Source organism: Paenibacillus sp. JCM 9796, from assembly GCF_055379675.1.
The window spans coordinates 1,886,079-1,912,824 of sequence record NZ_AP043723.1; the positions used below are offsets into that span (position 1 = coordinate 1,886,079).

Annotated in this window: 19 protein-coding genes; 2 read left to right on the forward strand and 17 right to left on the reverse strand. The window is 51.2% G+C overall.

What is annotated here, in order from left to right; genetic code table 11:
• Window positions 1-266 precede the first annotated feature (266 nt).
• From ACZ439_RS09120 to ACZ439_RS09130, 3 genes are all read right to left on the reverse strand, one after another.
• Window positions 267-710 carry an Hsp20/alpha crystallin family protein gene (locus ACZ439_RS09120; RefSeq protein WP_127609287.1) on the reverse strand — a complete coding sequence of 148 codons (444 nt, stop codon included), beginning with the start codon at window positions 708-710 and terminating at the stop codon, window positions 267-269.
• Window positions 711-1,278: 568 nt separating this feature from the next.
• The gene (locus tag ACZ439_RS09125) at window positions 1,279-2,556 is read right to left on the reverse strand and encodes an IS110 family RNA-guided transposase (protein WP_464620910.1); all 1,278 of its coding nucleotides are present in this window, start codon (window positions 2,554-2,556) and stop codon (window positions 1,279-1,281) included.
• A 107-nt stretch (window positions 2,557-2,663) separates the two neighbouring features.
• Window positions 2,664-3,647 carry a glycosyltransferase family protein gene (locus ACZ439_RS09130; RefSeq protein WP_464620911.1) on the reverse strand — a complete coding sequence of 328 codons (984 nt, stop codon included), beginning with the start codon at window positions 3,645-3,647 and terminating at the stop codon, window positions 2,664-2,666.
• 189 nt (window positions 3,648-3,836) lie between these two features.
• On the opposite strand from ACZ439_RS09130, the gene ACZ439_RS09135 reads away from it, so the two are divergent.
• Both ACZ439_RS09135 and ACZ439_RS09140 read left to right on the forward strand, forming a co-directional pair.
• Window positions 3,837-4,847, forward strand: coding sequence for a DUF4855 domain-containing protein (locus ACZ439_RS09135; RefSeq protein ID WP_464620912.1), 1,011 nt, complete (start codon window positions 3,837-3,839; stop codon window positions 4,845-4,847).
• Between the two features lie 43 nt (window positions 4,848-4,890).
• On the forward strand, window positions 4,891-5,523 hold the full coding sequence (locus tag ACZ439_RS09140; protein WP_054798572.1) for a PIG-L deacetylase family protein: 633 nt from the start codon (window positions 4,891-4,893) through the stop codon (window positions 5,521-5,523).
• A gap of 68 nt (window positions 5,524-5,591) precedes the next feature.
• Here ACZ439_RS09140 and ACZ439_RS09145 read toward each other — a convergent pair whose 3' ends face one another.
• The 14 genes from ACZ439_RS09145 to ACZ439_RS09210 all read right to left on the reverse strand — a co-directional run bounded on the left by ACZ439_RS09145 (window position 5,592) and on the right by ACZ439_RS09210 (window position 26,624).
• Entirely contained in the window at window positions 5,592-6,146 is a 555-nt protein-coding gene (locus ACZ439_RS09145; RefSeq protein WP_054800430.1) for a GNAT family N-acetyltransferase, read from the reverse strand.
• A 27-nt stretch (window positions 6,147-6,173) separates the two neighbouring features.
• Window positions 6,174-7,124 carry an NAD-dependent epimerase/dehydratase family protein gene (locus tag ACZ439_RS09150; protein ID WP_054798571.1) on the reverse strand — a complete coding sequence of 317 codons (951 nt, stop codon included), beginning with the start codon at window positions 7,122-7,124 and terminating at the stop codon, window positions 6,174-6,176.
• Between the two features lie 120 nt (window positions 7,125-7,244).
• Window positions 7,245-7,952, reverse strand: coding sequence for a WbqC family protein (locus ACZ439_RS09155; RefSeq protein WP_464620913.1), 708 nt, complete (start codon window positions 7,950-7,952; stop codon window positions 7,245-7,247).
• Between the two features lie 197 nt (window positions 7,953-8,149).
• On the reverse strand, window positions 8,150-18,280 hold the full coding sequence (locus ACZ439_RS09160; RefSeq protein WP_464620914.1) for a DUF4347 domain-containing protein: 10,131 nt from the start codon (window positions 18,278-18,280) through the stop codon (window positions 8,150-8,152).
• A gap of 427 nt (window positions 18,281-18,707) precedes the next feature.
• On the reverse strand, window positions 18,708-20,249 hold the full coding sequence (locus tag ACZ439_RS09165; protein WP_464620915.1) for a 4-hydroxyphenylacetate 3-hydroxylase N-terminal domain-containing protein: 1,542 nt from the start codon (window positions 20,247-20,249) through the stop codon (window positions 18,708-18,710).
• A 29-nt stretch (window positions 20,250-20,278) separates the two neighbouring features.
• The gene (locus ACZ439_RS09170; RefSeq protein WP_464620916.1) at window positions 20,279-21,214 is read right to left on the reverse strand and encodes a VOC family protein; all 936 of its coding nucleotides are present in this window, start codon (window positions 21,212-21,214) and stop codon (window positions 20,279-20,281) included.
• A 26-nt stretch (window positions 21,215-21,240) separates the two neighbouring features.
• Window positions 21,241-22,053, reverse strand: a complete 813-nt coding sequence (gene hcaB / locus ACZ439_RS09175) for a 3-(cis-5,6-dihydroxycyclohexa-1,3-dien-1-yl)propanoate dehydrogenase (protein WP_054798428.1) — start codon at window positions 22,051-22,053, stop codon at window positions 21,241-21,243.
• A 32-nt stretch (window positions 22,054-22,085) separates the two neighbouring features.
• On the reverse strand, window positions 22,086-22,316 hold the full coding sequence (locus tag ACZ439_RS09180) for a hypothetical protein (protein WP_236596025.1): 231 nt from the start codon (window positions 22,314-22,316) through the stop codon (window positions 22,086-22,088).
• A 17-nt stretch (window positions 22,317-22,333) separates the two neighbouring features.
• Complete coding sequence (locus ACZ439_RS09185; RefSeq protein WP_196426876.1) at window positions 22,334-22,846, reverse strand: aromatic-ring-hydroxylating dioxygenase subunit beta; 513 nt, start codon at window positions 22,844-22,846, stop codon at window positions 22,334-22,336.
• A gap of 85 nt (window positions 22,847-22,931) precedes the next feature.
• Window positions 22,932-24,266: an aromatic ring-hydroxylating dioxygenase subunit alpha gene (locus ACZ439_RS09190; RefSeq protein ID WP_127610294.1), complete on the reverse strand. Its 1,335-nt coding sequence runs from the start codon at window positions 24,264-24,266 to the stop codon at window positions 22,932-22,934.
• A 56-nt stretch (window positions 24,267-24,322) separates the two neighbouring features.
• Window positions 24,323-25,156, reverse strand: coding sequence for an alpha/beta fold hydrolase (locus ACZ439_RS09195; RefSeq protein ID WP_201319368.1), 834 nt, complete (start codon window positions 25,154-25,156; stop codon window positions 24,323-24,325).
• A 191-nt stretch (window positions 25,157-25,347) separates the two neighbouring features.
• Window positions 25,348-25,995, reverse strand: coding sequence for a GntR family transcriptional regulator (locus ACZ439_RS09200; protein WP_054798422.1), 648 nt, complete (start codon window positions 25,993-25,995; stop codon window positions 25,348-25,350).
• A gap of 208 nt (window positions 25,996-26,203) precedes the next feature.
• On the reverse strand, window positions 26,204-26,389 hold the full coding sequence (locus tag ACZ439_RS09205) for a hypothetical protein (RefSeq protein ID WP_464620917.1): 186 nt from the start codon (window positions 26,387-26,389) through the stop codon (window positions 26,204-26,206).
• Window positions 26,364-26,624, reverse strand: coding sequence for a hypothetical protein (locus ACZ439_RS09210; RefSeq protein ID WP_054798421.1), 261 nt, complete (start codon window positions 26,622-26,624; stop codon window positions 26,364-26,366). The genes ACZ439_RS09205 and ACZ439_RS09210 overlap by 26 nt, the downstream gene beginning before the upstream one ends.
• Window positions 26,625-26,746: the final 122 nt, after the last annotated feature.

Here is a 26,746-nt window from a genome sequence, read left to right on the forward strand (position 1 = left end):
GGAACGTTGTTGAACACCGGACGCAGTTTTCTATCTTCAATTATAGAAAATGCAGCCCGTTCGCTGTAGTCATAAACGTCAAGTAGAAGGTATGACATTTGTCATATAGGAGGAGGCTTGCGGTTCGTATTCTCGCTAGCAGCCATTGTGATCGTGCCACCCTTTCGACATGCACACAAAAAGACCAATCAACAAAATCCTGACTGGTCATGATGTTCTCTGGATTAAGCGATGCTCATTTGCTGCCTGGAACAAAATCGGCCCGGTTAATGAAAGTTAACATCAATTTTTTTCTTCGTATCGGGTTTGGTTTTAGGCATACGAATTTCAAGTACACCATTCTTATAAGTCGCTGTAACGCCTTCTGAAGATACGCTTGAAGGCAAGCTGATGGAGCGTTGAAAACGGCCGACAAAACGCTCCTGCCTGTGCAAATTTTCTTCTTTGACTTCGTTTGCTCTGTTGATGGACCCGGTAATGGTAAGGATGTTGTTGTCAATATCGATATTCACATCTTCTTTCTTTTCTAATCCCGGTATATCGCAAGTAGCCACGACTTCATTTTCGGTTTCATGGACATCAACCCTTAAACTGCCGAGATTTTGACCGAATCCTGTTTTAAAAGTCGACAAGTCTCCTGTGAAGAAACGGTCAAGCTCCCGTCTCATGTTTTCGAGATGCCGGAATGGTTCATAAGGGATTAGCTGCATCTTAAACGTTAGCCTCCTAGATCGTTGTTTTTGGATGAACAAGATTATAATTTCTCGAAAACCAAGCAATTATGCAAGGAAGCGTTTGATTAAATAACTATTGTGGAATGGCTTCCAAGAAAACCCCTTTTACCCGCTCGTTAACTCCCTCTATGGAGAATCGTTTTCCTCTTAGATACGCTTGTTTCCTTAGATTTTGAACGTTTTTCTTTCGTACAAGACAACCATTAGATGGGACAAGATTGTAGAAGATGAAAAATATGGGGGCGAAGAAAGCGCAAAAAGACATCCACCCTGACCACTCGTTTTAAAAAGTGGACATTCTGGAGATATATGGTCGCACCTTTGGATCTCCACATAGCCTCATGGCGGTCAACCCTCCCATGTCTCACAGAGTCTACGCTCCCACATTCCTTCATTCAACCTGTCCATGAGGTGGAGGTCGGATATGCTGCCCGACAGGATCTTCGTCCGTATGTTAGTTTTGTTCCGACTCATCCGTGCTTCAATTGTCTGTAACGTGGTTATTTACGTTCGTCTTCTATGAAAAAACGTGAAATCTAAGCTGCTACGACACTTCCATGAACCGTGGGATATCCTGCAACATCTTTTCTTCACTAAACCGATGCCCCTTTTTCAGGACACCAAAGAGAATTCGAATTAGCTTACCGCAAAGCGCAATGAGTGACTGCATTTTTTTCAATGGATTAGTTGGCCGTTTTGTATAGTACTGATGCAATACCTTAAAGGCACGATTCTTTGCCACCAGTGGCATCATGACGCGAAATAGCAGCGCTCGTAGTCGCTTACGACCGCGCTTCGTGATCTTCGTCTGTCCCCTGTGTTTGCCAGAGGTGTTTTCTTTTAGGTTTAAGCCCGCCAGCTTAATGATTTGCTTAGGGTGCCGGTAACGCTCGATATCGCCGACTTCAGCGAGGAAACCAGCTATGCTATCCCGACCAATTCCTTTAATGGCCATTAATTGCTTCACATGAGGGATTTGCTCCAGGAGCTCGTCCAGTTTTGCTTCAAGCTCTGCAAACTTACTTTCAAGCAACTCGTACTGTGTTAACAACAGCTTAAGCTCGAGCTTTGCTAATTCTGTACCTTCTCGTATGCCAACAGAACGACTTGCAGCTACTTTCAAACACCTCATACGTTCCATGCCGAGACCTCGCTTAGCCACCTCTCTAAGATGCCTTAGCAAGGCTTCCTCTGACTGAGCAACCAGTTCATGCGGCAACAAACAAAGACTCAGCATTTGGCGTGCGGACTTGCATTCCCAATCCTTAAACACCGTGAGGAACTCTGGAAAGTACCGATCCAACCAATTATGAACCCGGCCTTGCACCACTCGCAGGTCGGTCGACAGATGATCGCGAATTTTCATCGCTTCCCTTAGTTCGGCATATTTGCCTTGGAGAAGATTAGGTACGGCGTATCTTCCATCTTTGACAAGCTGTGCAATGACTTTGGCATCTTTAATGTCGTTCTTGGTCGGCGAATTGTCATCTAATTCTTTGCTTTTCTTCACGTGCAGCGGATTAACTACGCCGCATAAAACTTGTTGTTCTCCCAGGTAATACGCGAGGTTCAGCCAGTAATGACCGGTGGGTTCCATGCCAACTATGGCGTCCTTGAATCCTTGCTCCGTCGCAATTTTCCGGAACCATCTAACGAACATTTCAAAACCTTCTCGGTTATTCTCAAACGTAATTGGCCTCCCGAGCTCGACTCCGCGGTAGTCTTGCGCTCGGGCCACATGTTTGAATTTTGCGATGTCGACACCGACAATTAAGGTAGATGCAGTGATTTGAGTTATTCGCTCGTTTTGGGTAGAATTCATGATGTAATCTCCTTGGTTTGTTTTTGGATCCGGTCGCTGGCCAGCATCTGGGACCCACATACATCATACCAAGGAGTCTTTTTGTTTCTCAAACCTCGTATTTCATCTTAATAGGAATGCTGCCCGTATATCTCTAATAACCTGCCCCCGACTTTCATGCTGTCGTGATAATCTTCTATGAATTTCCTCGACTCTACCCCCTTCTGAAACCGTGTCTCCGGCGATAATAATAAAGATTTCAGCACGTCATAGAACGTATCCGGATTGGCATTGCAGATCGGGGGTTGAGTCGGATACCGGCTCATCAGATCATCCCGCACATAGGCGATGACGGGCTTTCCGAAAGCCATCGATTCTACACAAAGCAAGCCATAAGAGCCGGTTATAATTTGATCGACAATAATGTCCGCTTGTCGGTACAACTGTTTAGCTTGCTCATGGCTGGTTTTATCTACACGTTGATAACGGAACGGAATTTCCCGCTGAAGCATTTCGATCGTCCGTTCTATCACATCCGTTCCTTTCACTTTCGGGTTGGAAGGCGCATGAATCACAAGAGGATTACTCTGAAGAGGGTTAGGAAAGACCGGAATGAATTTGGAAGTATCGATCGCTACCGGCAGGATATGAACTTGACGGTAATAGTCCGAGACGAACGGCAGCACTTCATAATCCTGTACAATCGCCGTGGAAATATATTTTGAGACCGTCATCAGCTTCTCATGGGTCTCCTGCTCGGGCACAAATCCCACGGACAAATACGGGTTCAGCAGCTGTGCCTTTGCGGTTCGAACATCGCTTCCCCAGTGATGCATAATGGCGTGTTTCCCTGCTGCGGCCACCATCTCCAAGTCCCGGTAATCCGTCATTGCCGTTAATAAGTGATGGTAGTGAAAGATGTCGAAATGCCTTAACGCCTCGCCCATAATGTTAACGATTTCCATCCCGTCAGCCGGTATAATATTTTCTTTATAATTTAATGCGGTATGGTAGTAGTTTAACCCGATCGCTTCATGGCCGTAGCTTTTTAACGCCCCGCATAAACTCCCCATTTGGCCCGCGATTTCAATAGGCAGATGGAGTATTTTCATAGAGCTCACCCTTCTCTCCGGAATTTCATGATTTTAATAAGAATGATCTTATACTGTTTTATGATGACGAACGATTACTTGCTATTCCATTCGCTGAAAATGGGACATTGCCGTATTCCGTATGAAATTGCATGTGCATATCTTGTAATGAAAAAGAGGTTCTATGTATGAAAGGGTGCGTGAATAGCAGTGGAAGGCTCTGTATATGGATATTATCATCCGGCAGCCCAGGGCGTGCAAAATCACATTTGCGTTTTGCCATGCGGCGGTATATTTGAACATCCGATCTATAAGTGGACCGTTTCCGATCTGAAGTATTATGTGAAATATCATGCAGGGGATCAACCTGTCGACAGCATGTTTAACGGGTTTGTATTTAAAGGGTATTCTGTTGAAAAAGGGCGCTATATGCATCCGCTGCATGCCGCTTTCGGTCAACAAGCCAACCGGCAGGACTGGGAGCAATGGACGGAATCCTTGTTTGCTCCGGATACAAACCTGAAGGCCTTGTATGCTTTAGCCGATGATTCACCTTTGGACGTTTGGGTCTCCATCCCGTATCCGTTTATAGATGATAAGGGTTTCGGGGAATTGCACGGCAGCGCGCTTTACTTTGATACGACAGAACGACGATTTGCCGCCATTTCATGGTGGATAGATCAGTTTATCGCACGGTGGCACGCAGAATCCTATTTATCGCAAAAATTGCATTTTCGCGGTTTTTTGTGGCAGCGGGAATCGATCAATGAATATGATGACGAACTAGTGAAGCGGACCAATGCCTATATCCGAACCAAGGGCTTTCTTAGTTTGTGGCTGCCCTACTACGCCTCGTATGGCACGACGAATTGGAAAGACTTCAATTTTGACGTTGCAGCTTATCATACGAACTATTACGGCAACACGATGTATGACTATCAATGGGTGAACGCCGTATCCTATTCCGCCAGCTATTACAATACGGGAATTCAAATGATTTATGGAAAAGGTCCTATCTATAACGGCACTCATCATCTGGATCATTTCAATTTGGGATTACCGGAGTATCAGGATTATATGAAGCATTCCTTCATCGTCTATCAGTTCCCGAATCAAACCATGAAGACCATCTATAGCGAAAACATCGTCGACTATATTCGGATCTATATGTTCATTAAGGGATTGTATACCAAAATTCCATATCCCAATATGGTCTATTAATCTGCCTATATATTTATCAAATTGATGGATCGGGGGAATTCAGGTGCACGCATTTCATAAAATCCTGGTTCTTTCAGCACATACCGATGATATAGAACTGGGATGTGGAGCAACGGTCAATAAATGGATTAACGAGGGAAAAGAAGTGCATTATTTGGCATTTTCCGCGGCGGAAGAATCCGTGCCCTATCCATTCCCGAAAGATCAACTGCGCAAGGAAGCGTTTCAGTCCACAGCCGTATTAGGGATCAACGAACAAAACATTCAAGTTTTGAAGTATCCCGTCAGACGATTTTCCGAGTACAGACAACATATTTTGGACGATATGGTGAAAGCAAAAACTCAAATCCAACCCGAGTTGATCATCCTTCCCTGTCTCAAAGATGTCCATCAGGATCATCAAGTCGTCAGTATGGAAGGAATCCGGGCATTCAAGAATCATTCGATATTAGCTTACGAGCTGCCCTGGAATCTGTATTCCTTTAAAAATATGTGCTATTCCTTAGTCGACGATGTTCATATGGATCATAAATACAAAGCGCTTCAATGCTATAAAACGCAAGAAAACAGACCGTACTTTAATAAGGATTTTATATACGGACTAGCTAAAATGAGAGGCGTACAGGTAAATTATGCTTATGCCGAATGTTTTGAAATGGTCAGGTGGATCATCTAAAGAAGCCCTCCCATGGCAACTCTGCTTTTAAGCAGTTGCTTGGGAGGGCTTTATAGGTAGGATGCCATTCATTTCACGGGTCGTGCCTTCCACTCTTCGGCCAGCATACCATATACCACATGATCTATGAATTGATCGTACAGCCATGCGGATTGACGAGCAATTCCTTCCTCTTTAAATCCAAGCCTTTCCGGCACAGCACGGCTCTTGAAGTTTTCAACAGCCGTTCTGATTTCAACCCGATGCAGGTTCATTTCCTGAAATGCGTGGTCCACAAGAGCCGCGCAAGCTTGGGTTATAATTCCTTTTCCCTGGAATTGCTGGCCCAACCAATAACCGATGGATATATGTTTTTGACGCCAATTGACACTGTTGAATCCGATGATTCCGCAGATGGCGTCTTTATAAAAAATACCTGCTGTGAAGCCTTCATGGTCAGCCCATTGTTTCCTGGTTCGGCCTATGAACGATTTCGTATCTTGCGCACTGCGCATCCCATCGACCCACGACAGCCATTCCCGCAAGTTATCGCGATTATGGTCTATTAAATCATAAAGCTCTTGATCATAACGATATTCCAGCAATCTCAACTGCGTATCTTCGTTGATCTGGTACGAAAACATGCTCCTCCCCCCTTCTGCCGCATGCACTTAAGCATCCTTTTGCTGAATCATCCATTGGCGGGTTTTGTGCAGACCTTCTTCCAGCGAATGGGCTGGCTTCATGTGGAGATCCTGTTCCAGGAACGTGATGTCGACGGCCCTGCGATATACTTTATCCACCACTCGTTTCGGCTTATATTCAATCGGATAATTCTCGTGTCCCATGATTTTGCCGATCGTTTCAGCCAGTTCATGAATGCTGACTTCCTTGCCCGTCCCCACATTATATAGCTTGCCTATGGAATCGGGGTGAACGCTTGCCGTGAGGATGGCCTCCATTGCATCGTCGATAAATGTAAAGTCTCTCGTCTGCGTACCGTCGCCGAATATAGGAATCGGCCGCCCATTCTGAACCGCATCAAAGAATAGGGTTACGACTCCGCAGTAAGGATTGCTCAATAATTGGCCAGGACCGTACACATTCGATAATCGAAGGGTCGTAACAGGCAGCTGGTACATATGATAAAACATTTGACAATAATGCTCCGTGGAAAATTTGCTTGCGGAATAAGGCATCGTAATCTGATGAAAGCTCTCGGGGGTCGGTATGACGGGTGCATTGCCGTAAACGGATGCGGTAGAGGTATAAACAAACCTCTTTAAGTTAGGGCAATGGGATTTGGCCTTCTGAAGCAGCAGGAAGCCTCCATACAAATTAGTATCGAAATCTTGTCTTACATCCACGGCCGATAAATACAAATTTCGGCAGGCCAGATGAAAGATCCACTCCACTTTAGGCATAATCTCCTCAAGAAGTTCCTCATTCGTAATACTGCCCTGAATAAAGGTGATTTGGTCCGAGTCAGGCAGAGCACGGGGATTCCCCGTAGACAGATCGTCGATGACATAAATATGTTCAGATCGGGGCAGCAATCTCTTCACCAGCTGCGACCCCAGGAAGCCTGCGCCGCCTGTGACCAGTACTTTTCCAAGCTTCATTCATTCTCCTCCTTACGTTTAAATTGTTTCCTTGTATCGTATTCAACTGGTAGAGAAAATGGAATTCTTTCCATAGCGGAAATCTGTTAGATCGGTCGCCTGATGATACCGCGGCTCCGGTTATTCAGCGGTCTGCCTGGAAGATTGGCGTAAAATATCGGCCGCCGCATGCCCCGTGTTAAACAACAAATCCACAACCGATAAATGAGACTCGAACCCTTCGTAGAGCTGCGGGTATGTCGGCGGCGAGAAATCGTAATATTGAAGCGTTATTCCTGCATCCTCAAATTTCTTTGCGTCCTGATATGCCGCGGCGCCTTGACCGGACAAGTAAATATGACCGCCCACCCTTTGTGCGATTTCAATTAATCGCCCATTCGAAGCGTCGCTTAGCGTAAATTCGGAGGTGGAACGGATTTGACAAGGAATTTGCAGCCACCCGGCGATCTGACCAATCAAGGCTTTGTTTAACTGACTCAAGTTTCTCGTATTCATGGTTTCATAGATTTCAAACAGCTTAGGACGGTAAAGCTCATAATAAGGCGCTTTGGCGTAGCACGTGTCAAGCGTTCTCATATGCTTCTTTGCCCAATGACGATCGGCGCACTCGATCTCATCGATGTTCTTGTGCGTGCTTCCATGGATCGGCACAGTCAACCACTGCGCCCCCTGCTGCCCTTTGATTTTATTGCGATTAATGAAGCTGTTCTTGCTGTACTGCACGTTATCCAAGAAAACGAAAATATCCGATTTTAACATTTTGTAAAAATACCCTGTCCAAGGCAAATAGTTAGGTTGATGAACGGCAACCGTGACTTCATGATTCATCCTTTCACCTCCGTTCGTGAACTGAAGCATCCATGCATGGTATTCATCCGGAGACATCGAGGTGAATGATATCGGGGGAGTATATGGGTAAAATTGGTAAATTACTAGTTTTCCCAAGAAATCAAAGGAAAGGGTCATCCCTCAAGCCGTTTGTTGAAACGCTTGAGAGATGACCCTATTCATGTAACTTCTGAAGATTAAATCAGTTCAGACTTCTGGAGAAGCCGCTGAACAATCGCTGCCACCTCTGCCCTTGTGATGTACGCTTTTGGCGCAAGTTGGTCGCTGTTCCTGCCAGACACAATTCCTGCCTGCAAGCAATCGGCAATACTCTGCTCCGCCCACTCTGCAGCGTTATTGGCATCTATGAATGGACGTAACAGTTCTCCAGTCTCCTGGGACGGGAGCTTCGCTTTCAGATCGGTGATTGTCATCGCTTTAGCCATGATCGTCATCGCCTGTTCCCGCGTAATCTTGTCCATCGGGCGGAAAGTGCCGTCTTCAAACCCGCCGATCAGGTTATACAAGTATGCTGTTTGAATAGCCTCGTTATACCAGTCCGATGTTGCCACATCCGTAAATGGAGCGGCTCCGCTCTCCGGCTTCAGCCCCAATCCCCGCACCATGCTTACCGCAAACTCCGCGCGCGTAATATCTTGATCGGGATTAAACAAGCCATTGCCGATGCCGTTAATGACCATCCGCGAACCCATGTCGTTCACGGCATTCTTCGCCCAGTGCTGCTCGACATCCTTGAACATCAGCGGATGCCATACCACGGAATACGTACTGTTCGTCAAGCTGTTCACTTTGGCGTAATATTTGCCGTCGACGATCACGATCTTCGTTGGTACATGCCGAACGGTTCCATCCGGTTCAACCACGATTCCCGTCGTGATTTTATTAGGATCTATGCCATCCGGAATGGCAATGGTTCGTTCCACATACGCATTGAACTTGGACACTTCGACCCTGGTATCGCCGTAGATGCCTCTCACCGTAAAGTTGAGCAGTGGGGCGACAATCGTGAACTCTCCTTGAGCCGCTGAGTTCTGGACGATCTTCACCGTCTCTGCTGTAGGTGCGGCAATTTCGATCTGAATCTTGATATCCGGAAGTGCCACGTTCTTCCCGATTTGGTCTGATATTGAATTGATGTTGATCTGCTGCGCTGGCAGCGTGTAGGTCGCCTTCTCCGTTTTGATTTCTAAAACCGCCAGCTTTTGCTCCATGTTTTTGACCATCTGGCCGTTAAGCTCTCCGACTACAACATCAGATTTTGTATTCATCGGAATTGTAATCACGGCACGCTGTCCTTCGATCGAGAGCTTCTCTTCCAGCTTTTTGTGATCAACCGTAATGGTCGTGACCGTTTGCTCATTCACTGTCGTAGTTGCTGCCGTTCCTGCATTCTCCGCCTTGCCATTGACAAGAACGTCAACTCCCGTGTTCGTTGTCTCCGGTGTGCTCGGCGCAGCCGGTATGCCTGGCGTGTACGGCTCTGTCGATGGACTGCTGTCGCTGTCGCTGGACGGCGCCCTCGGTGTTACAGCATTGGAGGCAACGGAAGCCGCACTGCTGCCTGCGCTATTGATCGCTTTTACCGTAAACGTATAGGTCGTTCCATTCGACAGACCGATTATCGTCATCGGGCTTGTTGCTCCTGTGACCACGATATTTCCTGGTGAAGAAGTAACTTCATAACCTGTGACGGGACTCCCTCCGTTGTTCGCAGGAGCCGTAAAGGAAATGGTTGCTTGGCCGTTTCCTGCAGTTGCGGCGATGAGCGTTGGAGCTGCCGGAACCGTTTTGGGCATTGCGCTTACTTCATTGGAGGCATCGCTCTCTCCTCCCGGATTGCTTGCTTTGACTACAAAGTAGTAGGTCGTTCCATTGATCAAGCCCGTCACTTCATAGCTGTATACCGACCCTAGAACGGTGGTTACCTCAGTTTCATAAGTTCCTGCATTCACACTTTTGAATATTTTGTAGCCTGTCGAACCATCTACCGGATTCCAAGCAAGACTGACTGTTGCATCACCTGCTGCAACAGGTTGCAATACCGGCGCTCCTGGTGACGGAACTTGTGGAGTTGCACTTACTTCGTTAGAATTTGGACTTTCCGAGCTTCCGTTCAGAGCCCTAACTACAAAGTAATAAGTGGTTCCGTTTGTAAGTCCTGTAATTTCAGTACTGTATACCGATCCGCTTACCGTAGTTGCTTCTGCACCATAAGCGTGGGAAGTTGTACTTGTGAATATTTTATAGCTTGTCGAACCGCTCACTGGATTCCAAGTGAGACGAGCTTGTGCATTTCCTGCCACTGTACTGACTATTGCGGGTGCTCCCGGCGCCGTATTCACCGTCAAGGTCGCGCTGGTCGACGGGAGTGTAAGACCGCCGGATCCGCTCACAACGACGCGGTACGCGTAACCGTTCATTCCTGACGCGGCTCCGGTAATGCTCAGCGTGTCCGTTGCTGCGCCGCTGTACACGCCCGTGTCAGTGATATCTGCGAAGCCTGAACCCGTGTCTACCTGCCATTGGTACGTCAATGCCGTTCCCGTTGCGGTTACGGAGAAGCTCGTATTGCTGCCTTCGTTAACCGACTTATCGCTTGGCTGGCTTGTGATCGTCGGTGCCGTATTCACCGTCAAGGTTGCGCTGGTCGACGAGGTAGACAGACCGCCCGCTCCACTCACAACGACGCGATACGTGTTGCCGTTCATCCCTGCCGCAGCCCCGGTAATGGTCAGCGTATCCGTCGCTGTTCCGCTGTACACGCCCGTGTCGGTAAGATTCGTGAAGCCCGTACCCGTATCCACCTGCCATTGGTACGCCAGACCCGTTCCTGTTGCGGTTACGGAGAAGCTCGTATCGCTGCCTTCGTTGACCGACTGGTTGCTTGGCTGGCTTGTGATCGTCGGTGCCGTATTCACCGTCAAGGTTGCGCTGGTCGACGGCGTAGACAGACCGCCCGCTCCGCTCACAACGACGCGATACGCGTAACCGTTCATCCCTGCCTCGGCTCCGGTAATGCTCAGCGTGTCCGTTGCTGCGCCGCTATACACACCCGTGTCGGTAAGATTCGTGAAGCCCGTACCCGTATCCACCTGCCATTGGTACGCCAGACCCGTTCCTGTTGCGGTTACGGAGAAGCTCGTATCGCTTCCTTCGTTAACCGACTGGTTGCTTGGCTGACTTGTGATCGTCGGCGCGGTATTCACCGTCAACGTCGCGCTGGTCGACGGGATAGACAGACCGCCCGCTCCGCTCACAACGACGCGATACGCGTAACCGTTCATCCCTGACGCAGCTCCGGTAATGCTCAGCGTGTCCGTTGATGTTCCGCTGTACACGCCCGTGTCGGTAAGATTCGTGAAGCCCGTACCTGAACCCGTGTCTACCTGCCATTGGTACGCCAGGCTCGTTCCCGTTGCAGCAACGGTGAAGTTCGTATTGCTGCCTTCGTTAACTGACTTATCGCTTGGCTGACTTGTGATCGTCGGCGCGGTATTCACCGTCAAGGTCGCGCTGGTCGACGGGATAGACAGACCGCCTGCTCCGCTCACAACGACGCGATACGCGTAACCGTTCATCCCTCCCTCGGCTCCGGTAATGCTCAGCGTGTCCGTTGATGTTCCGCTGTACACACCCGTGTCGGTAATATTTGTGAAGCCCGAACCCGTGTCTACCTGCCATTGGTAGCCCAGACCCGTTCCCGTTGCGGTTACGGAGAAGCTCGTATTGCTGCCTTCGTTAACCGACTGATTGCTTGGCTGACTTGTGATCGTCGGCGCGGTATTCACCGTCAAGGTCGCGCTGGTCGACGGCGTAGACAGACCGCCCGCTCCGCTCACAACGACGCGATACGCGTAACCGTTCATCCCTGCCTCGGCTCCGGTAATGCTCAGCGTATCCGTCGCTGCGCCGCTGTACACACCCGTGTCGGTAAGATTCGTGAAGCCCGTACCCGTATCCACCTGCCATTGGTACGTCAGACTCGTTCCAGCCGCAGCAACGGTGAAGCTCGTATCGCTGCCTTCGTTGACCGACTTATCGCTTGGCTGGCTTGTGATCGTCGGTGCCGTATTCACCGTCAACGTCGCGCTGGTCGACGGGAGCGTAAGACCGCCTGCTCCGCTCACAACGACGCGATACGCGTAACCGTTCATCCCTGCCTCGGCTCCGGTAATGCTCAGCGTGTCCGTTGCTGCGCCACTGTACACGCCCGTATCGGTGATATTCGTGAAGCCCGAACCTGAACCTGTGTCCACCTGCCATTGGTACGTCAGATTGGTTCCCGTTGCGGTTACGGAGAAGCTCGTATCGCTGCCTTCGTTGACCGACTGGTTGCTTGGCTGGCTTGTGATCGCTGGCGCCGTATTCACCGTCAACGTCGCGCTGGTCGACGGGAGTGTAAGACCGCCCGCTCCGCTCACAACGACGCGATACGTGTTGCCGTTCATCCCTGCCTCGGCTCCGGTAATGCTCAGCGTATCCGTCGCTGCGCCGCTGTACACGCCCGTGTCGGTGATATCTGCGAAGCCTGAACCAGTGTCTACCTGCCATTGGTACGTCAATGCCGTTCCCGTTGCGGTTACGGAGAAGCTCGTATTGCTGCCTTCGTTAACCGACTGATTGCTTGGCTGACTTGTGATCGTCGGCGCGGTATTCATCGTCAAGGTCGCGCTGGTCGACGGGATAGACAGACCACCGGCTCCGCTCACAACGACGCGATACGCGTAACCGTTCATCCCTGCCTCGGCTCCGGTAATGCTCAGCGTGTCCGTTGATGTTCCGCTGTACACACCCGTGTCGGTAAGATTCGTGAAGCCTGAACCCGTGTCCACCTGCCATTGGTACGCCAGACCCGTTCCCGTCGCAGCAACGGAGAAGCTCGTATCGCTGCCACCGTTGACCGACTGGTTGCTTGGCTGGCTTGTGATCGTCGGCGCGGTATTCACCGTCAAGGTCGCGCTGGTCGACGGGAGTGTAAGACCGCCGGATCCGCTCACAACGACGCGGTACGCGTAACCGTTCATCCCTGCCGCAGCCCCGGTAATGCTCAGCGTATCCGTCGCTGTTCCGCTGTACACGCCCGTGTCGGTAAGATTCGTGAAGCCCGTACCCGTATCCACCTGCCATTGGTACGCCAGACCCGTTCCCGTCGCAGCAACGGAGAAGCTCGTATCGCTGCCTTCGTTGATCGACTTATCGATTGGCTGGCTTGTGATTGACGGCGCCGTATTCACCGTCAAGGTCGCGCTGGTCGACGAGGTAGTCAGACCGTCCGCTCCGCTCACAACGACGCGATACGTGTTGCCGTTCATCCCTGCCTCGGCTCCGGTAATGCTCAGCGTGTCCGTCGCTGCGCCGCTGTACACGCCCGCATCGGTGATATTCGTGAAGCCCGAACCCGTGTCCACCTGCCATTGGTACGTCAGATTGGTTCCCGTTGCAGCAACGACGAAGCTCGTATCGCTGCCATCGTTGACCGACTGGTTGCTTGGCTGGCTTGTGATCGTCGGCGCCGTATTCACCGTCAAGGTCACGCTGGTCGACGGCGTAGATAGACCGCCGGATCCGCTCACAACGACGCGGTACGCGTAACCGTTCATCCCTGCCGCAGCCCCGGTAATGGTCAGCGTATCCGTCGCTGTTCCGCTGTACACGCCCGTGTCGGTAAGATTCGTGAAGCCCGTACCCGTGTCCACCTGCCATTGGTAGCCCAGACCCGTTCCCGTTGCAGCAACGACGAAGCTCGTATCGCTGCCATCGTTGACCGACTTATCGCTTGGCTGACTTGTGATTGACGGCGCCGTATTCACCGTCAAGGTCGCGCTGGTCGACGGGATAGACAGACCACCGGCTCCGCTCACAACGACGCGATACGCGTAACCGTTCATCCCTGCCTCGGCTCCGGTAATGCTCAGCGTATCCGTGGCTGTGCCGCTGTACACGCCCGTGTCGGTAATATTTGTGAAGCCCGAACCCGTGTCTACCTGCCATTGGTACGCCAGACCCGTTCCTGTTGCGGTTACGGAGAAGCTCGTATCGCTGCCTTCGTTGATCGACTTATCGATTGGTTGACTTGTGATCGCTGGCGCCGTATTCACCGTCAAGGTTGCGCTGGTCGACGGCGTAGACAGACCGCCGGATCCGCTCACAACGACGCGGTACGCGTAACCGTTCATCCCTCCCTCGGCCCCGGCAATGCTCAGCGTGTCCGTTGATGTTCCGCTGTACACACCCGTGTCGGTGATATCTGCGAAGCCTGAACCAGTGTCTACCTGCCAACGGTACGTCAATGCCGTTCCCGTTGCGGTTACGGAGAAGCTCGTATCGCTGCCTTCGTTGATCGACTTATCGCTTGGCTGGCTTGTGATTGACGGCGCCGTATTCACCGTCAAGGTCGCACTGGTCGACGGGGTAGACAGACCGCCCGCTCCGCTCACAACGACGCGATACGTGTAACCGTTCATCCCTGCCTCGGCTCCGGTAATGCTCAGCGTATCCGTGGCTGTGCCGCTGTACACGCCCGTGTCGGTAATATTTGTGAAGCCCGAACCCGTGTCTACCTGCCATTGGTACGCCAGACCCGTTCCCGTCGCAGCAACGCTGAAGCTCGTATCGTTGCCTTCGTTAACCGACTTATCGCTTGGCTGGCTTGTGATCATCGGCGCCGTATTCACCGTCAAGGTCGCGCTGGTCGTCGGCGTAGACAGACCGCCCGCTCCGCTCACAACGACGCGATACGCGTAACCGTTCATCCCTGCCTCGGCTCCGGTAATGCTCAGCGTGTCCGTTGCTGCGCCGCTGTACACGCCCGTGTCGGTGATATCTGCGAAGCCTGAACCAGTGTCTACCTGCCATTGGTACGTCAATGCCGTTCCCGTTGCGGTTACGGAGAAGCTCGTATTGCTGCCTTCGTTAACCGACTTATCGCTTGGCTGGCTTGTGATCGTCGGTGCCGTATTCACCGTCAAGGTTGCGCTGGTCGACGGCGTAGACAGACCGCCCGCTCCACTCACAACAACGCGATACGTGTTGCCGTTCATCCCTGCCGCAGCCCCGGTAATGGTCAGCGTATCCGTCGCTGTTCCGCTGTACACGCCCGTGTCGGTAAGATTCGTGAAGCCCGTACCCGTATCCACCTGCCATTGGTACGCTGGACCCGTTCCCGTTGCGGTTACGGAGAAGCTCGTATCGCTGCCTTCGTTAACCGACTGGTTGCTTGGCTGGCTTGTGATCGCTGGCGCCGTATTCACCGTCAACGTCGCGCTGGTCGACGGGGTAGACAGACCGCCTGCTCCGCTCACAACGACGCGATACGCGTAACCGTTCATCTCTGCCTCGGCTCCGGTAATGCTCAGCGTGTCCGTTGAAGTTCCGCTGTACACACCCGTGTCGGTAAGATTCGTGAAGCCCGTACCCGTATCCACCTGCCATTGGTACGCCAGACCCGTTCCCGTCGCAGCAACAGCGAAGCTCGTATTGCTGCCTTCGTTAACCGACTTATCGCTTGGCTGCCCCGTAATCGTCGGTGCCGTATTCACCGTCAACGTCGCGCTGGTCGTCGGCGTAGACAGACCGCCCGCTCCGCTCACAACGACGCGATACGCGTAACCGTTCATCCCTGCCGCAGCTCCGGTAATGCTCAGCGTATCCGTCGCTGTTCCGCTGTACACACCCGTGTCGGTAAGATTCGTGAAGCCCGAACCCGTGTCTACCTGCCATTGGTACGCCAGACCCGTTCCCGTCGCAGCAACGGTGAAACTCGTATCACTGCCTTCGTTAACTGACTTATCGCTTGGCTGGCCCGTAATCGTCGGCGCGGTATTCACCGTCAAGGTCGCGCTGGTCGACGGGATAGACAGACCGCCCGCTCCGCTCACAATGACGCGATACGCGTAACCGTTCATCCCTGCCTCGGCTCCGGTAATGCTCAGCGTGTCCGTCGCTGCGCCGCTGTACACACCCGTGTCGGTAATATTTGTGAAGCCCGAACCCGTGTCTACCTGCCATTGGTACGTCAGGCTCGTTCCCGTTGCAGCAACGGTGAAGTTCGTATTGCTGCCTTCGTTAACTGACTTATCGCTTGGCTGGCCCGTAATCGTCGGCGCGGTATTCACCGTCAAGGTCGCGCTGGTCGACGGGATAGACAGACCGCCCGCTCCGCTCACAATGACGCGATACGCGTAACCGTTCATCCCTGACGCAGCTCCGGTAATGCTCAGCGTGTCCGTTGCTGCGCCGCTGTACACACCCGTGTCGGTAAGATTCGTGAAGCCCGTACCTGATCCCGTGTCCACCTGCCATTGGTACGCTAGACCCGTTCCCGTTGCAGCAACGACGAAGCTCGTATCGCTGCCTTCGTTGACCGACTGGTTGCTTGGCTGGCTTGTGATCGCTGGCGCCGTATTCACCGTCAACGTCGCGCTGGTCGACGGGGTAGACAGACCGCCTGCTCCGCTCACAACGACGCGATACGCGTAACCGTTCATCTCTGCCTCGGCTCCGGTAATGCTCAGCGTGTCCGTCGCTGCGCCGCTGTACACACCCGTGTCGGTAAGATTCGTTAAGCCCGAACCCGTGTCCACCTGCCATTGGTACGCTAGACCCGTTCCCGTTGCAGCAACGACGAAGCTCGTATCGCTGCCTTCGTTGACCGACTGGTTGCTTGGCTGGCTTGTGATCGCTGGCGCCGTATTCACCGTCAACGTCGCGCTGGTCGTCGGCGTAGACAGACCGCCCGCTCCGCTCACAACGACGCGATACGCGTAACCGTTCATCCCTGCCGCAGCTCCGGTAATGCTCAGCGTATCCGTCGCTGTTCCGCTGTACACACCCGTGTCGGTAAGATTCGTGAAGCCCGAACCCGTGTCTACCTGCCATTGGTACGCCAGACCCGTTCCCGTCGCAGCAACGGTGAAACTCGTATCACTGCCTTCGTTAACCGACTTATCGCTTGGCTGCCCCGTAATCGTCGGTGCGGCGCTCGCATCAGAGGTGGTAAAGGTCTGGTCGTCACCATATATGGTTATTCCGGCACTATTTTCAGCTTTAACACGGTAATGATAAGTGGTGTTAGGCGTCAAGTCCGAGAGAGAATGGGACGCCGTCGTATTGCCGGCATTCGCATAAGCAGGGCTGCCGCTGGTGGCGGAGACACTCGTGCCATAGCTCACGCTCGTGCCGTATTCGAAACTGACGGTGGTGTCTGTTCCGTTAGCGTTAACCGTTCCGTTCAGCGTCGCGCCTGTGGCGGAAACGCTGCTCGCCGCGTCTGTGCTGACGATGGGAGGTTTTTTGGGATGGCTCCCGATTACGAATTGAGCCACTGACGTAGAGCTGCCAATGTCTCGAGCACCCTTAATGGTAACGTGAATGGTACTGACTGTTACCGATGGTTCGAACGTAATCGTTTTGAAGTTCCAACCATCAAGCTGCTTGTCTTTAGTTGCGTTGTTTACAGTCACCGTTGCGACTGGGATAGAAGAGTTGTCAAACTTCACTTCAAATTTGTACTCTGTCCCTGCAGAAGCATTTACGGTTAGCGACTCTATAGAAAAAACGGTTCCGCTGGTCGCGGGAGCGATGTGAATGGTTCCCTCTCCCGCGATGGATAAATCGTTTGGATCCCCCAAGTAAATCCCGTAACTATCAACGCTGATTTTATTTTTTCCATTGGCATCCAGCCCGGTAAAGATAAAGTTTCCATCGGTTACACTTGTACCGGTGCCATTGATGTTCTCAAACGTGGTGGCGTCGTAGGTCACAGACAAAAGCGCATTATATCCGTCTACAACATAGGGATCCAGACTCGATTGCGCCACGGCCTTTCCTGTCGAAACTTCAAGTATCCAATCTCCGCCCAAAGATGATGAACCTGTGGCATCTGTCGATGCTGCGACAACAGCCCCCGTAATTTCCCCCAAACGATGGACGAAGTGATGACCCACGGTTCCTTGAGCGACATCACATCCGTAAAAGAGTATTTCCCCCTCTTTCTGTAATGACTTGGAGATGGTCCTAAGCTGTGAATCATAGTTGTCCAGGCTCTCTGCAGACAGTATACTGCTGCCCAAAAAAACCTTTCCCGGCGCACCGTGAGAAATAATGGTAACGGCAGCCATGTTGTGTTTCACAGCCATAACATCGGCAATCTGTTTTACACCGTCCTGCCCGCTGTCGAGATAGACGACCTCCACACCCGGTCGAACCCCTTCTGCAAGAACCTGCGCGTCCTTAACGTTGGCATCGATAAAGACAATCTCCTGCTGCCCGGAAGAAGCTCCTGCAGGGAGAACAAAGAAGCAACTCATAAGTGCTGCAAGGATTAAAAGTGTAACGACCCGCCTCTTTGACTTGCAGAACGCGGCCGCCCTTTCACTTGCTTTCCATCTTCCTAAACGGTTCATGCATAATCCCCTTCCAGCACTTCATCTGTTCTCGTAAAATTCAATAAATCTCGTTGCTTTGAAGTTCAAGCTTAACGGACAAGCAAATCAATCACTCCCCCACAAATAGACTCAACATGACTGCACCACTTCTTGTTAAAGTCATAATCAACAAAAATATCCTTTTTTCTGACATTTCGACAAGTAGTTCTAAAGTCCTCCTATCGTTCATCTGATTTAATCTAGATTTGATCTTGCGCCTAAGAATCCGTTAGCCGCATGAAGATATAAGAAACAAAAAATCCCCTCCCAAGATCGTTGGAAGGGGAAAACTTTTACTCCATCCTATTCATTACCCTTTCGAATATTGACGCATATCGTCGTTGTTGACCCACCGGTCCGAGGTCCAGCCTTCCAGATCGTATTCGCTCATGCATTGGTCAACGAAGCCTTTAAGCTTATCGGCTTCTCCGGTACCCATGGCCATGCCCAGAACTTCCAACCGGATATTCTCATGATTTCCCGTATAATTGCGTTCATAAAGCTCATGCCTGCCCCCGAATTCGCTTCCCATGGCGTCCCACAGCAGCTTGATCAGCTTATTCCGGCTGACGGCATCATAGCCATTCGATCCGCGGAAATATTTATCCAGATACGGCCGAATTTCCGGGTTTTTGAAATCTTCCGTGCTGGAAGGCTGTACGATGAGTCCCCCGGCCACCACATTCTCCACAATATCCTTCACCTTCGTCCACGCCATGCCGCCGAATACGCGGTAGGCCAACGTAGCATCCATGTTAGGCAGCAGGGACCCGTTCGCGCCGGGGGTTGGATCTTTGACAGCCGCCGTAGACAAGGCCCACATCATATCCCGCCAAGCGAGAACTTCGCCCACTTGGACTTGAACGCCGCGGAATTGATTCGTACCTGCCATTTCAATGGCTTTGAGCAGCAAGCCTGACACAAAGTCCAGCTTCACGGCCAGGCGGGTGCTCCCATGCAATCCGGCCCGATTGGAATATCCGGAATGGAGCAAGAACGAGTTGGCCTTCTCCATATCGCGGTAAACCAGCACGTTCTCCCATGGAATGAGCACTTTGTCAAAAATAAGTACGGCGTCATTTTCATCAAACCGGCTGGAAAGCGGATAGTCAAACGGCGAGCCTGTAACTGCAGCCGTCATCTCGTAGGAAGGTCTGCACAATAATTTGACGCCGGGAGAGCCCATTTCTACGATGAACGCCAGCGCATATTCCTCTTTTTGCACCGGCACCGGGCCATAATGCGCAACAAACGTATAATTGGTCAGCATACAACCGGTGGCAACCATCTTCGCGCCGCTGACGATGAGTCCGGCATCGGTTTCTTGCTCGACATGGACAAAGACGTCGCCCGCTTCATGCAGCGGTTTATGGCGGTCCACCGGCGGATGAATAAACGCATGATTGAAATACCATACTTTTTCTTGCGCTTCCCGGTACCATCGTACGGCATTGCTTTTGTAGGGGCCGTAAAACTCCGAATCAGGTCCCAGTCCGCCCAAGAACGCGGCTTTGAAATCGGGACTACGGCCCATGTAGCCGTAACCAAGTCTGGACCATTCGGCTATCGCATCGCGCGCTCCGATCAAGTCGTCGACACTATGACTGGAACGAAAAAACTTATGGGTATACCCCCCTGATCCGGTATCGGTTTCCGTCGTCAGGACATCTTTATACTTCGGGTCATGAAGAGCATCGTATAAGCGGGCCACGCTTCGCGCCGAGTTTCGAAAAGCCGGGTGAGCCCATACATCCTTAATGCGTTCGCCGTCAAGCCACACTTCCCGCCCATCCTTCAAGCTTTCCAGGTATTCTTGGCCCGTTAAAGGGAGAACGCTTTGGTTCGTTATCATGTGGATGTTTTACTCCTCTCCCTCCGTGTTTAACACGGGGTGGTATCTTCCATGGAGCCTTGCGGTCCGTACCAGATCAGCCCGCTGTCCAGCTCCTGCTCGCTCCATTCGATCGGCTCCCAATCCGGATCGAAAATCAGATAGCCACCGCTGAACAGCTCGAGTCGATGCCCGCTTCCGGGGTCCTTCACATAAAGAAAGAAGGCTTGGCTGATGCCGTGGCGTCCCGGTCCACCCATTTCGAGCGGAATATTGTATTCCCGCAGAATATCGGCTGCACGCAGGATATCCGTCACATTGTCCATATAGTAGGCCAGATGGTGAAGACGGCTGGACTGTCCTTTCGGATCAAGCATGACGCCGATATCGTGAACCAGCGGTGTGACGCTCATCCAGCCTCCGGCCACGAATCCGTTGCTCAAGCGGACCGATTCCCTCATCTTGAAGCCCATGTTGTCGGACAACCACTGATGAACTTCACCCGGATTGGATGTCCACACATTCACATGATCAATGCGGCGGGGCGCGATTCCGTTAGATGGGCGGTACACGTTATTTTTAAGCCGGGATTTCTTGTCCTCCGGGGCTTTCGGTTTTTCGATGTCATAATAAATTTCAAAAGGATAGCCATTAGGCAGCAGGAACCGGATCGCCCTGCCCTGCCCCTTTTCTTCGCCTGGTTCGATCCATTGGATTGGGGTGCCTTGCGCCTTCAATTGTTCTGCGAACAGGTCTACATCACTCGCCTGTTTCGCCCTCCAGGCCATATGGTCCACTCTCGCTTCGCTGCCCGGCGTGAGACTGAGCGTATGATGCTCCCAGTCACCCCAAGCGCGCAGGAATACCGTATCCCCCTGATGGTCAACCTCTTCCAAACCAATCACATCGCGAAAAAACCACAACGACTTCTCCATGTTAGGCGTGACGAGCGCGGTATGCCCCAGTTTTGCAATTTCAGCTGCCATAGTGAACCCTCCTGAAATTTATTTAGTTAATCTTGCAATAAGCCGGCGACTTTACCGACTCCCCTAACGCCCATGCCGCCGTCAGAATGAATAATGGTTCCCGTTACGGTTCTCGAGCGTTCCTTCGAAGCAAGGTACACATAAGCCCAGGCGTGATCCTCCGGCGTACCTACGACCTGCAGAGGCGTGGTGGACCGCATGATGTCAGGAAGATTAGGTACGGCGGCCATCGACATGTGATGCTGCTCCAAGCTTTTTAGCCCTGCCAAATCGGTTATGGTGCCGCCCGGGGCTACTCCGTTCACCCGAATCTTGGGGGCTAATTCATAAGCCAGCTCTGTAATCAAACCGCGTACGGCAAACTTGGAAGCCACATACAGAGGGCCTCCTCCAGCCGGATAAAAGCCCGAGTTGGATACGGTCAACACGATGCTCCCCTCAGTTTTTAACAGCTCGGGCAAAGCTGCTTTCGCGCTGAGCAAGTTGCTTTTGACATTGACGGCGAATAATTCATCGAACGCGCTGCTAATTTTCCCGGCCGGTATATTCGGCAAATCGGCGAAGTAATCCCACACGCCCACGCATACCACCAAAATATCCAACCGGCCAAAAGCGTCTATCGTTTGCCCAACCGCCCGTTCATTATCCTCATAAACGGTAGCGTCTCCTTGAACAGGCTTGACCGAAGCTCCCAAACCCTGCAAGCTTGAAACCTTCTGGGGGTTGATCTCCAAAACGGCTACGGATGCTCCTTCCTGAACAAAAGTATCCACCACGCCGCGACCAATGCCGGACCCCCCGCCAATCACCAAAGCAACCTTTCCATCCAACCATCCCATCCGCAAACCCTCCCTCTTCCATATTGTTGCTGCTAGGTATGATGGGCTTTCGATCCAAAAGGAGTTTCCAGAAATTGAGAAAATACAGCTTTTTGCTGCCACGTTATACTTTCAAGCTCCATAGGATCGAGTAAAATTTGATACCCTAGTTTCGGGGAACGAATCTCCAAGCGAATCCCATTACGGGTATTCACCTTGCGTATTGTAACCATGGCAAACTCGTTGGAAATTACCATTTCGCCCTCTTGGTTAAAGGATTCCAATGCCTGTTCCCCCTTATCTACATAAAAAATGACAGATTGTGCGTCGCCAAGGTAGTCTGATCCAGAAGTACCGTGCGTTTCGCCAATTTCCAATTGCCGTCTACCCAGCGCAGAACATCTTGCCGTTTCCCGGACAGGATGTCGAAAGCCGGAGAATCCCCTCGACTGCGGTAAAAAAGCAGATTGGAATCAACCTGCACCTCGCTGTCATTGCCCCCCGGCCGAACCCTGATGTTCGACACGAAATGCCGCGTCCGGGAAGGGGGAATTTCCGCCCAAGCGTATTCGGATTCAAGCCGGTGAACGCGCTTCTCCAAAGTATAGAAAGTATCGTCCATATGGGACATGCTGTCGAGAAAACCAAAGCCTTGCCCCACCTCTTTGGTCACTCGCAGCGGTATCCGGTACACTAAATCATCCGTCATCAGACTGAGCCATTCACGAAAAGCTCCAGTATCCAGCAGATCGGCTTCGTGAAAAAGGAAATTACAAATTTCCATGTAGCTTTGGTCCTTGATCTCCAGCTTCATACCTTCATCCCCCTTCAAAGGCACAGGACTTATAAACACACTATATCATGAATTTTGTAAGCGATTCCATTTTTTCGAATGATAGTTACGCACGCTCCATGTATTCCAGATACTTGCCATAAAAAGACCGGGAATTCGCTTCAAGATAGGCCTTCGGGTATGCTGTACCCGGGCCCGGCCAATCTGTCAAAGGCTGTATCCCCGACGTCATCCCCATCTGGTAATTCAATAAATGATTTCTTGCCATGGACCCTTTGGCTACCTTGGAAATGCTCCGCCAATTTTCCGTATCGTCCTGTTCCAACGTCCCGGAAGAGCCGAAAGTTAACACGTAACCCCGGTAGGAGGCTTCCTTAAACCAGTCCGGAGCGTCTTTCTCGACTAAAAACCAGGACCAGATTTCGATCTTGCCCGGGCCGATCGGGTTCCACGTCCTCATCGTTAAATAAGGTACCGGGCGCCCGCCCTGCTCTATAATTGCCGGCGCATTGAGCAGACTGAGATTCGGAAACATACCGGCATGCGATGGGAAAAAATGATAATTCTCATTCCCGATCAGCAGCTCGACTTGTTCCGGCTTCAGATTTCTTTTGAGCGATTCCACAATGTTGGGGGGATATCCGTTAAACGATTGCGGAGGCGAGTAAATAAACCCGGCGCCGCCCGGATCGGCATAGACTTGAACGCCATCTTTATGAAAATCGGCATTCGGTCCCGGAAGGACTCCGATTTCAATCGTACTTCGGTGACTCACCCCGGTATGATATCCGTCGCCGATGAAATTATCAGCCCCTAATTTCCAATCGGCATCCACGACCCAACGCTGAGGAGCGCCTACAACCTCCAAGCCCTGCTCGCTCTTTTTCAAATAAATATCCAGGTACCATTTGAACCCGCCCAAATATTCGTCCAGCGATACCGCATCCGGATCCAGACATGCGAAGATCATCCCATGATAAGTATCGTACTTTGCCGCGCTCTTTAAGCCCCATTGGTCCCTATGGAGACCGTCGCCGTACAACTCCTTGCCGTAAGGAACCCCGACAAGATTTCCATTGTTTTTATAAGTCCAGCCGTGGTAGGGACAGCGAAAATGCGAGGTATTGCCCATCTCCACGTTGCAGATCTGCATGCCGCGATGCGAACATGAATTGAACAAAACCTGGACGCCGCCGTTCTCGTCTCGGATCACAATAAAGCTGTCATCCACGATATATCGCACTACATAGTCGCCCGGGTTCGGGATTTCCGATTCATGGCCCAAGAACATCCAGGCTTTCGTGAAAATTCGGTCTTTCTCCAATTCGAATATTTCCGCATCGTTGAAAATATGACTCGGAATCAATCCCTCCTGCAATTTAGAACGGAACAATTCCAAAGCAGCCTCTGCCCGCGATAATTTGCTTTCGTCCGTAGCCATCTTCAAAACTCCTCTCTAAAATTAGATCAAGGGTTTGCAAGCATATGCTTGGCTGGTTATGGAGTCTTCAAAAAGCGCACCGTCGCCTCCGTAAATTGCTCAGGGTATTCCAGCATCACCCAGTGTCCGCAATTGGGCAGCACATATAAGGAAGCATTATCTACGAGGTTGAGAATTTCCCAGGAATCTGCGGCTGGAACGACCTTGTCGTTCTTGCCGTGGATGAGCATGATGTGGTGACGAATCGATCTCAACTCTTCATCTTCATAATACATGCCGTTCTCCTTCACCCATTTCATTGTAGCTTGATAGGCGCGCATCACCTCCGGCTTGGCTGTGAATTTCAAACGGTAATTCACCAGGTCATCACTGATTTCAAAACGGTCATTCGTTAAGGAACGGACGATTTGATGCATTTGATCCCAGCCGTATTCATAATCTTGAAGAGTTAGCAGCGCTTTGCTTTGTTCTCCTTCCTTCGGTCTGTGACGCCCCGCTGATCCAAGCAATACTATTTTTTGAACCAGCTCGGGTCGTTGGATCGCTACACCAAGCGAGGCGGCTCCCCCCATTGAATTGCCAACCAGATGGACCTGCTGTAAATCCAAAGCCTCAATGAAAGCGATTACATGTTTGACCCTATTATCATTCGAGTATTCATAGTTCTGTGGATCGGGGGACTCGGTAGAACCAAACCCTACCATATCCAAGGCGAGTACCCGGTATCCTTCTTTCGCAAACTGCGGCATGAGGTGATTCCAGTTCCCCCATCCGTCAGCACCGGCGCCGCCCCCGTGAATAAAAATGATCGGCTCGCCTTCCCCCACCTCCCAGTAATGGGTGTTCAGTCCGTGAACATGAACATATTTCTCCTGAATAGCTTCCTGCATATTGGGCGCCTCCTATTTCAAGATGATTCAACCGTAATCACTTATCCAAGCTCTGAATTTTCTTCGGCATGTGATCAAGTCAAGGAATCTTCAATACTAACATTTTAGTTTTCCTCCTATTCATTATTTTTCCTATATTTAAGCTGGTTAATTATGTTATTCGCTGCGTTTATTGAATTCTAACATTTTAGTCATGAGTTGTCAATATTTTCTGTTAATTCATTTTGCCGTTTTAAATGGTGGGCGACCCGCACCATATGGTTTTCCATAAGCTGCTTGGTCAAGGCCCCGTTTCCGTCCTTCAGACCGTGGAATATCATCCTATGCTCGGCAAGGGAACGCTTGATCTGGCCGTCCATGAACAACTGATCCGTTTCCGCCGCATACTCCAGATAATCCCAGTGCTGCTCGACCAAACGCTGAACGTAAGACAAGCCCGAAGCCAAATGGATGGTCCGATGAAATTCCCGGTTCAGATTCGCGTATTCATGCGAGGTCAGTCCGGATTGCTCCATTTGTCCGAGTATAGCCTCTATGGCATCCAACTGTTTTGCGGTGATTCTAAACGCTGCCCACTCTGCGGTAACGGCTTCCAGCGCCGCACGCGTCAGCAGCCGTTCGAACACCTCCTCTGAAGCGGGCCTGCGGACAAATGCCCCCACCTGCGGCGTAATGGAAACATACCCTTGTTGTTCCAACCGCGTCAGGGCTTCTTGTACGGGCGTACGACTCATGCCCAGCATCGCGCATACATCGTTGACGCTGATCGACTTCCCCACATCCCATGTACGGTCGATGATCCGATCTCGCATATACAAATAAGCCTCTTCTCTTTTCACTTCAAAAACCGCCTTTCTATGACTTAAGGTTTCTCGTATTCCAGCCCGCTTCGGCCTGACCCCTTAAGTGATCCATGTTCTTATTCAGAGGCTAACATTTTAGTATTCACAAATCAACATTTTAGTTATTTTCGCTCATACAAAAGCCCGATGAAATGTACCGTACATTCCATCGGGCTGGCTATAGCCGTCCGTTTTAGAAACCTGTTTACGAATAAACGCCCGGTTCGGGAATTTCTCCATTCAGCACCCAATTCCCAATGTTACGCAGCTTGTATACGGTTGGATTATGGAGCGTATGTGTTCGGACATTGCGCCAGAATCGATCAAACCCATATTGTGAAGCCGTGGAGCGGGCGCCTGTTACTTCAAGGATGCCGCTGCTGATGGCCAACCCCGCTTTGGCGGCAAATGCATTCGCGGTAGCGATGAGGACAGCTGATTCCCCACGCTCGCTCCGTTAATTTGAATTCTTTAGCCCATATCTCGTCCAGATTGTTGGCGGCTTGTTCAACCAGAAGTATCGCACCTTGGAGCTCTAACCAGAACTCCCCGTACTGGCGAAGGATGAACGGATCTTGAGCCGCTTGATCTACACCCGAAGCGATCCATGGGCGGGACTTGGTCAACGTATAATTTCTGGCTTCCGCAATAGCTCCCTCAGCGCTTCCGACAAATATATTCGCCAGAATCGATTGCGACAGAATAGGGTCTAGTGTGGAAAAAGCGTAATGTCTCCTGGAATCAATAT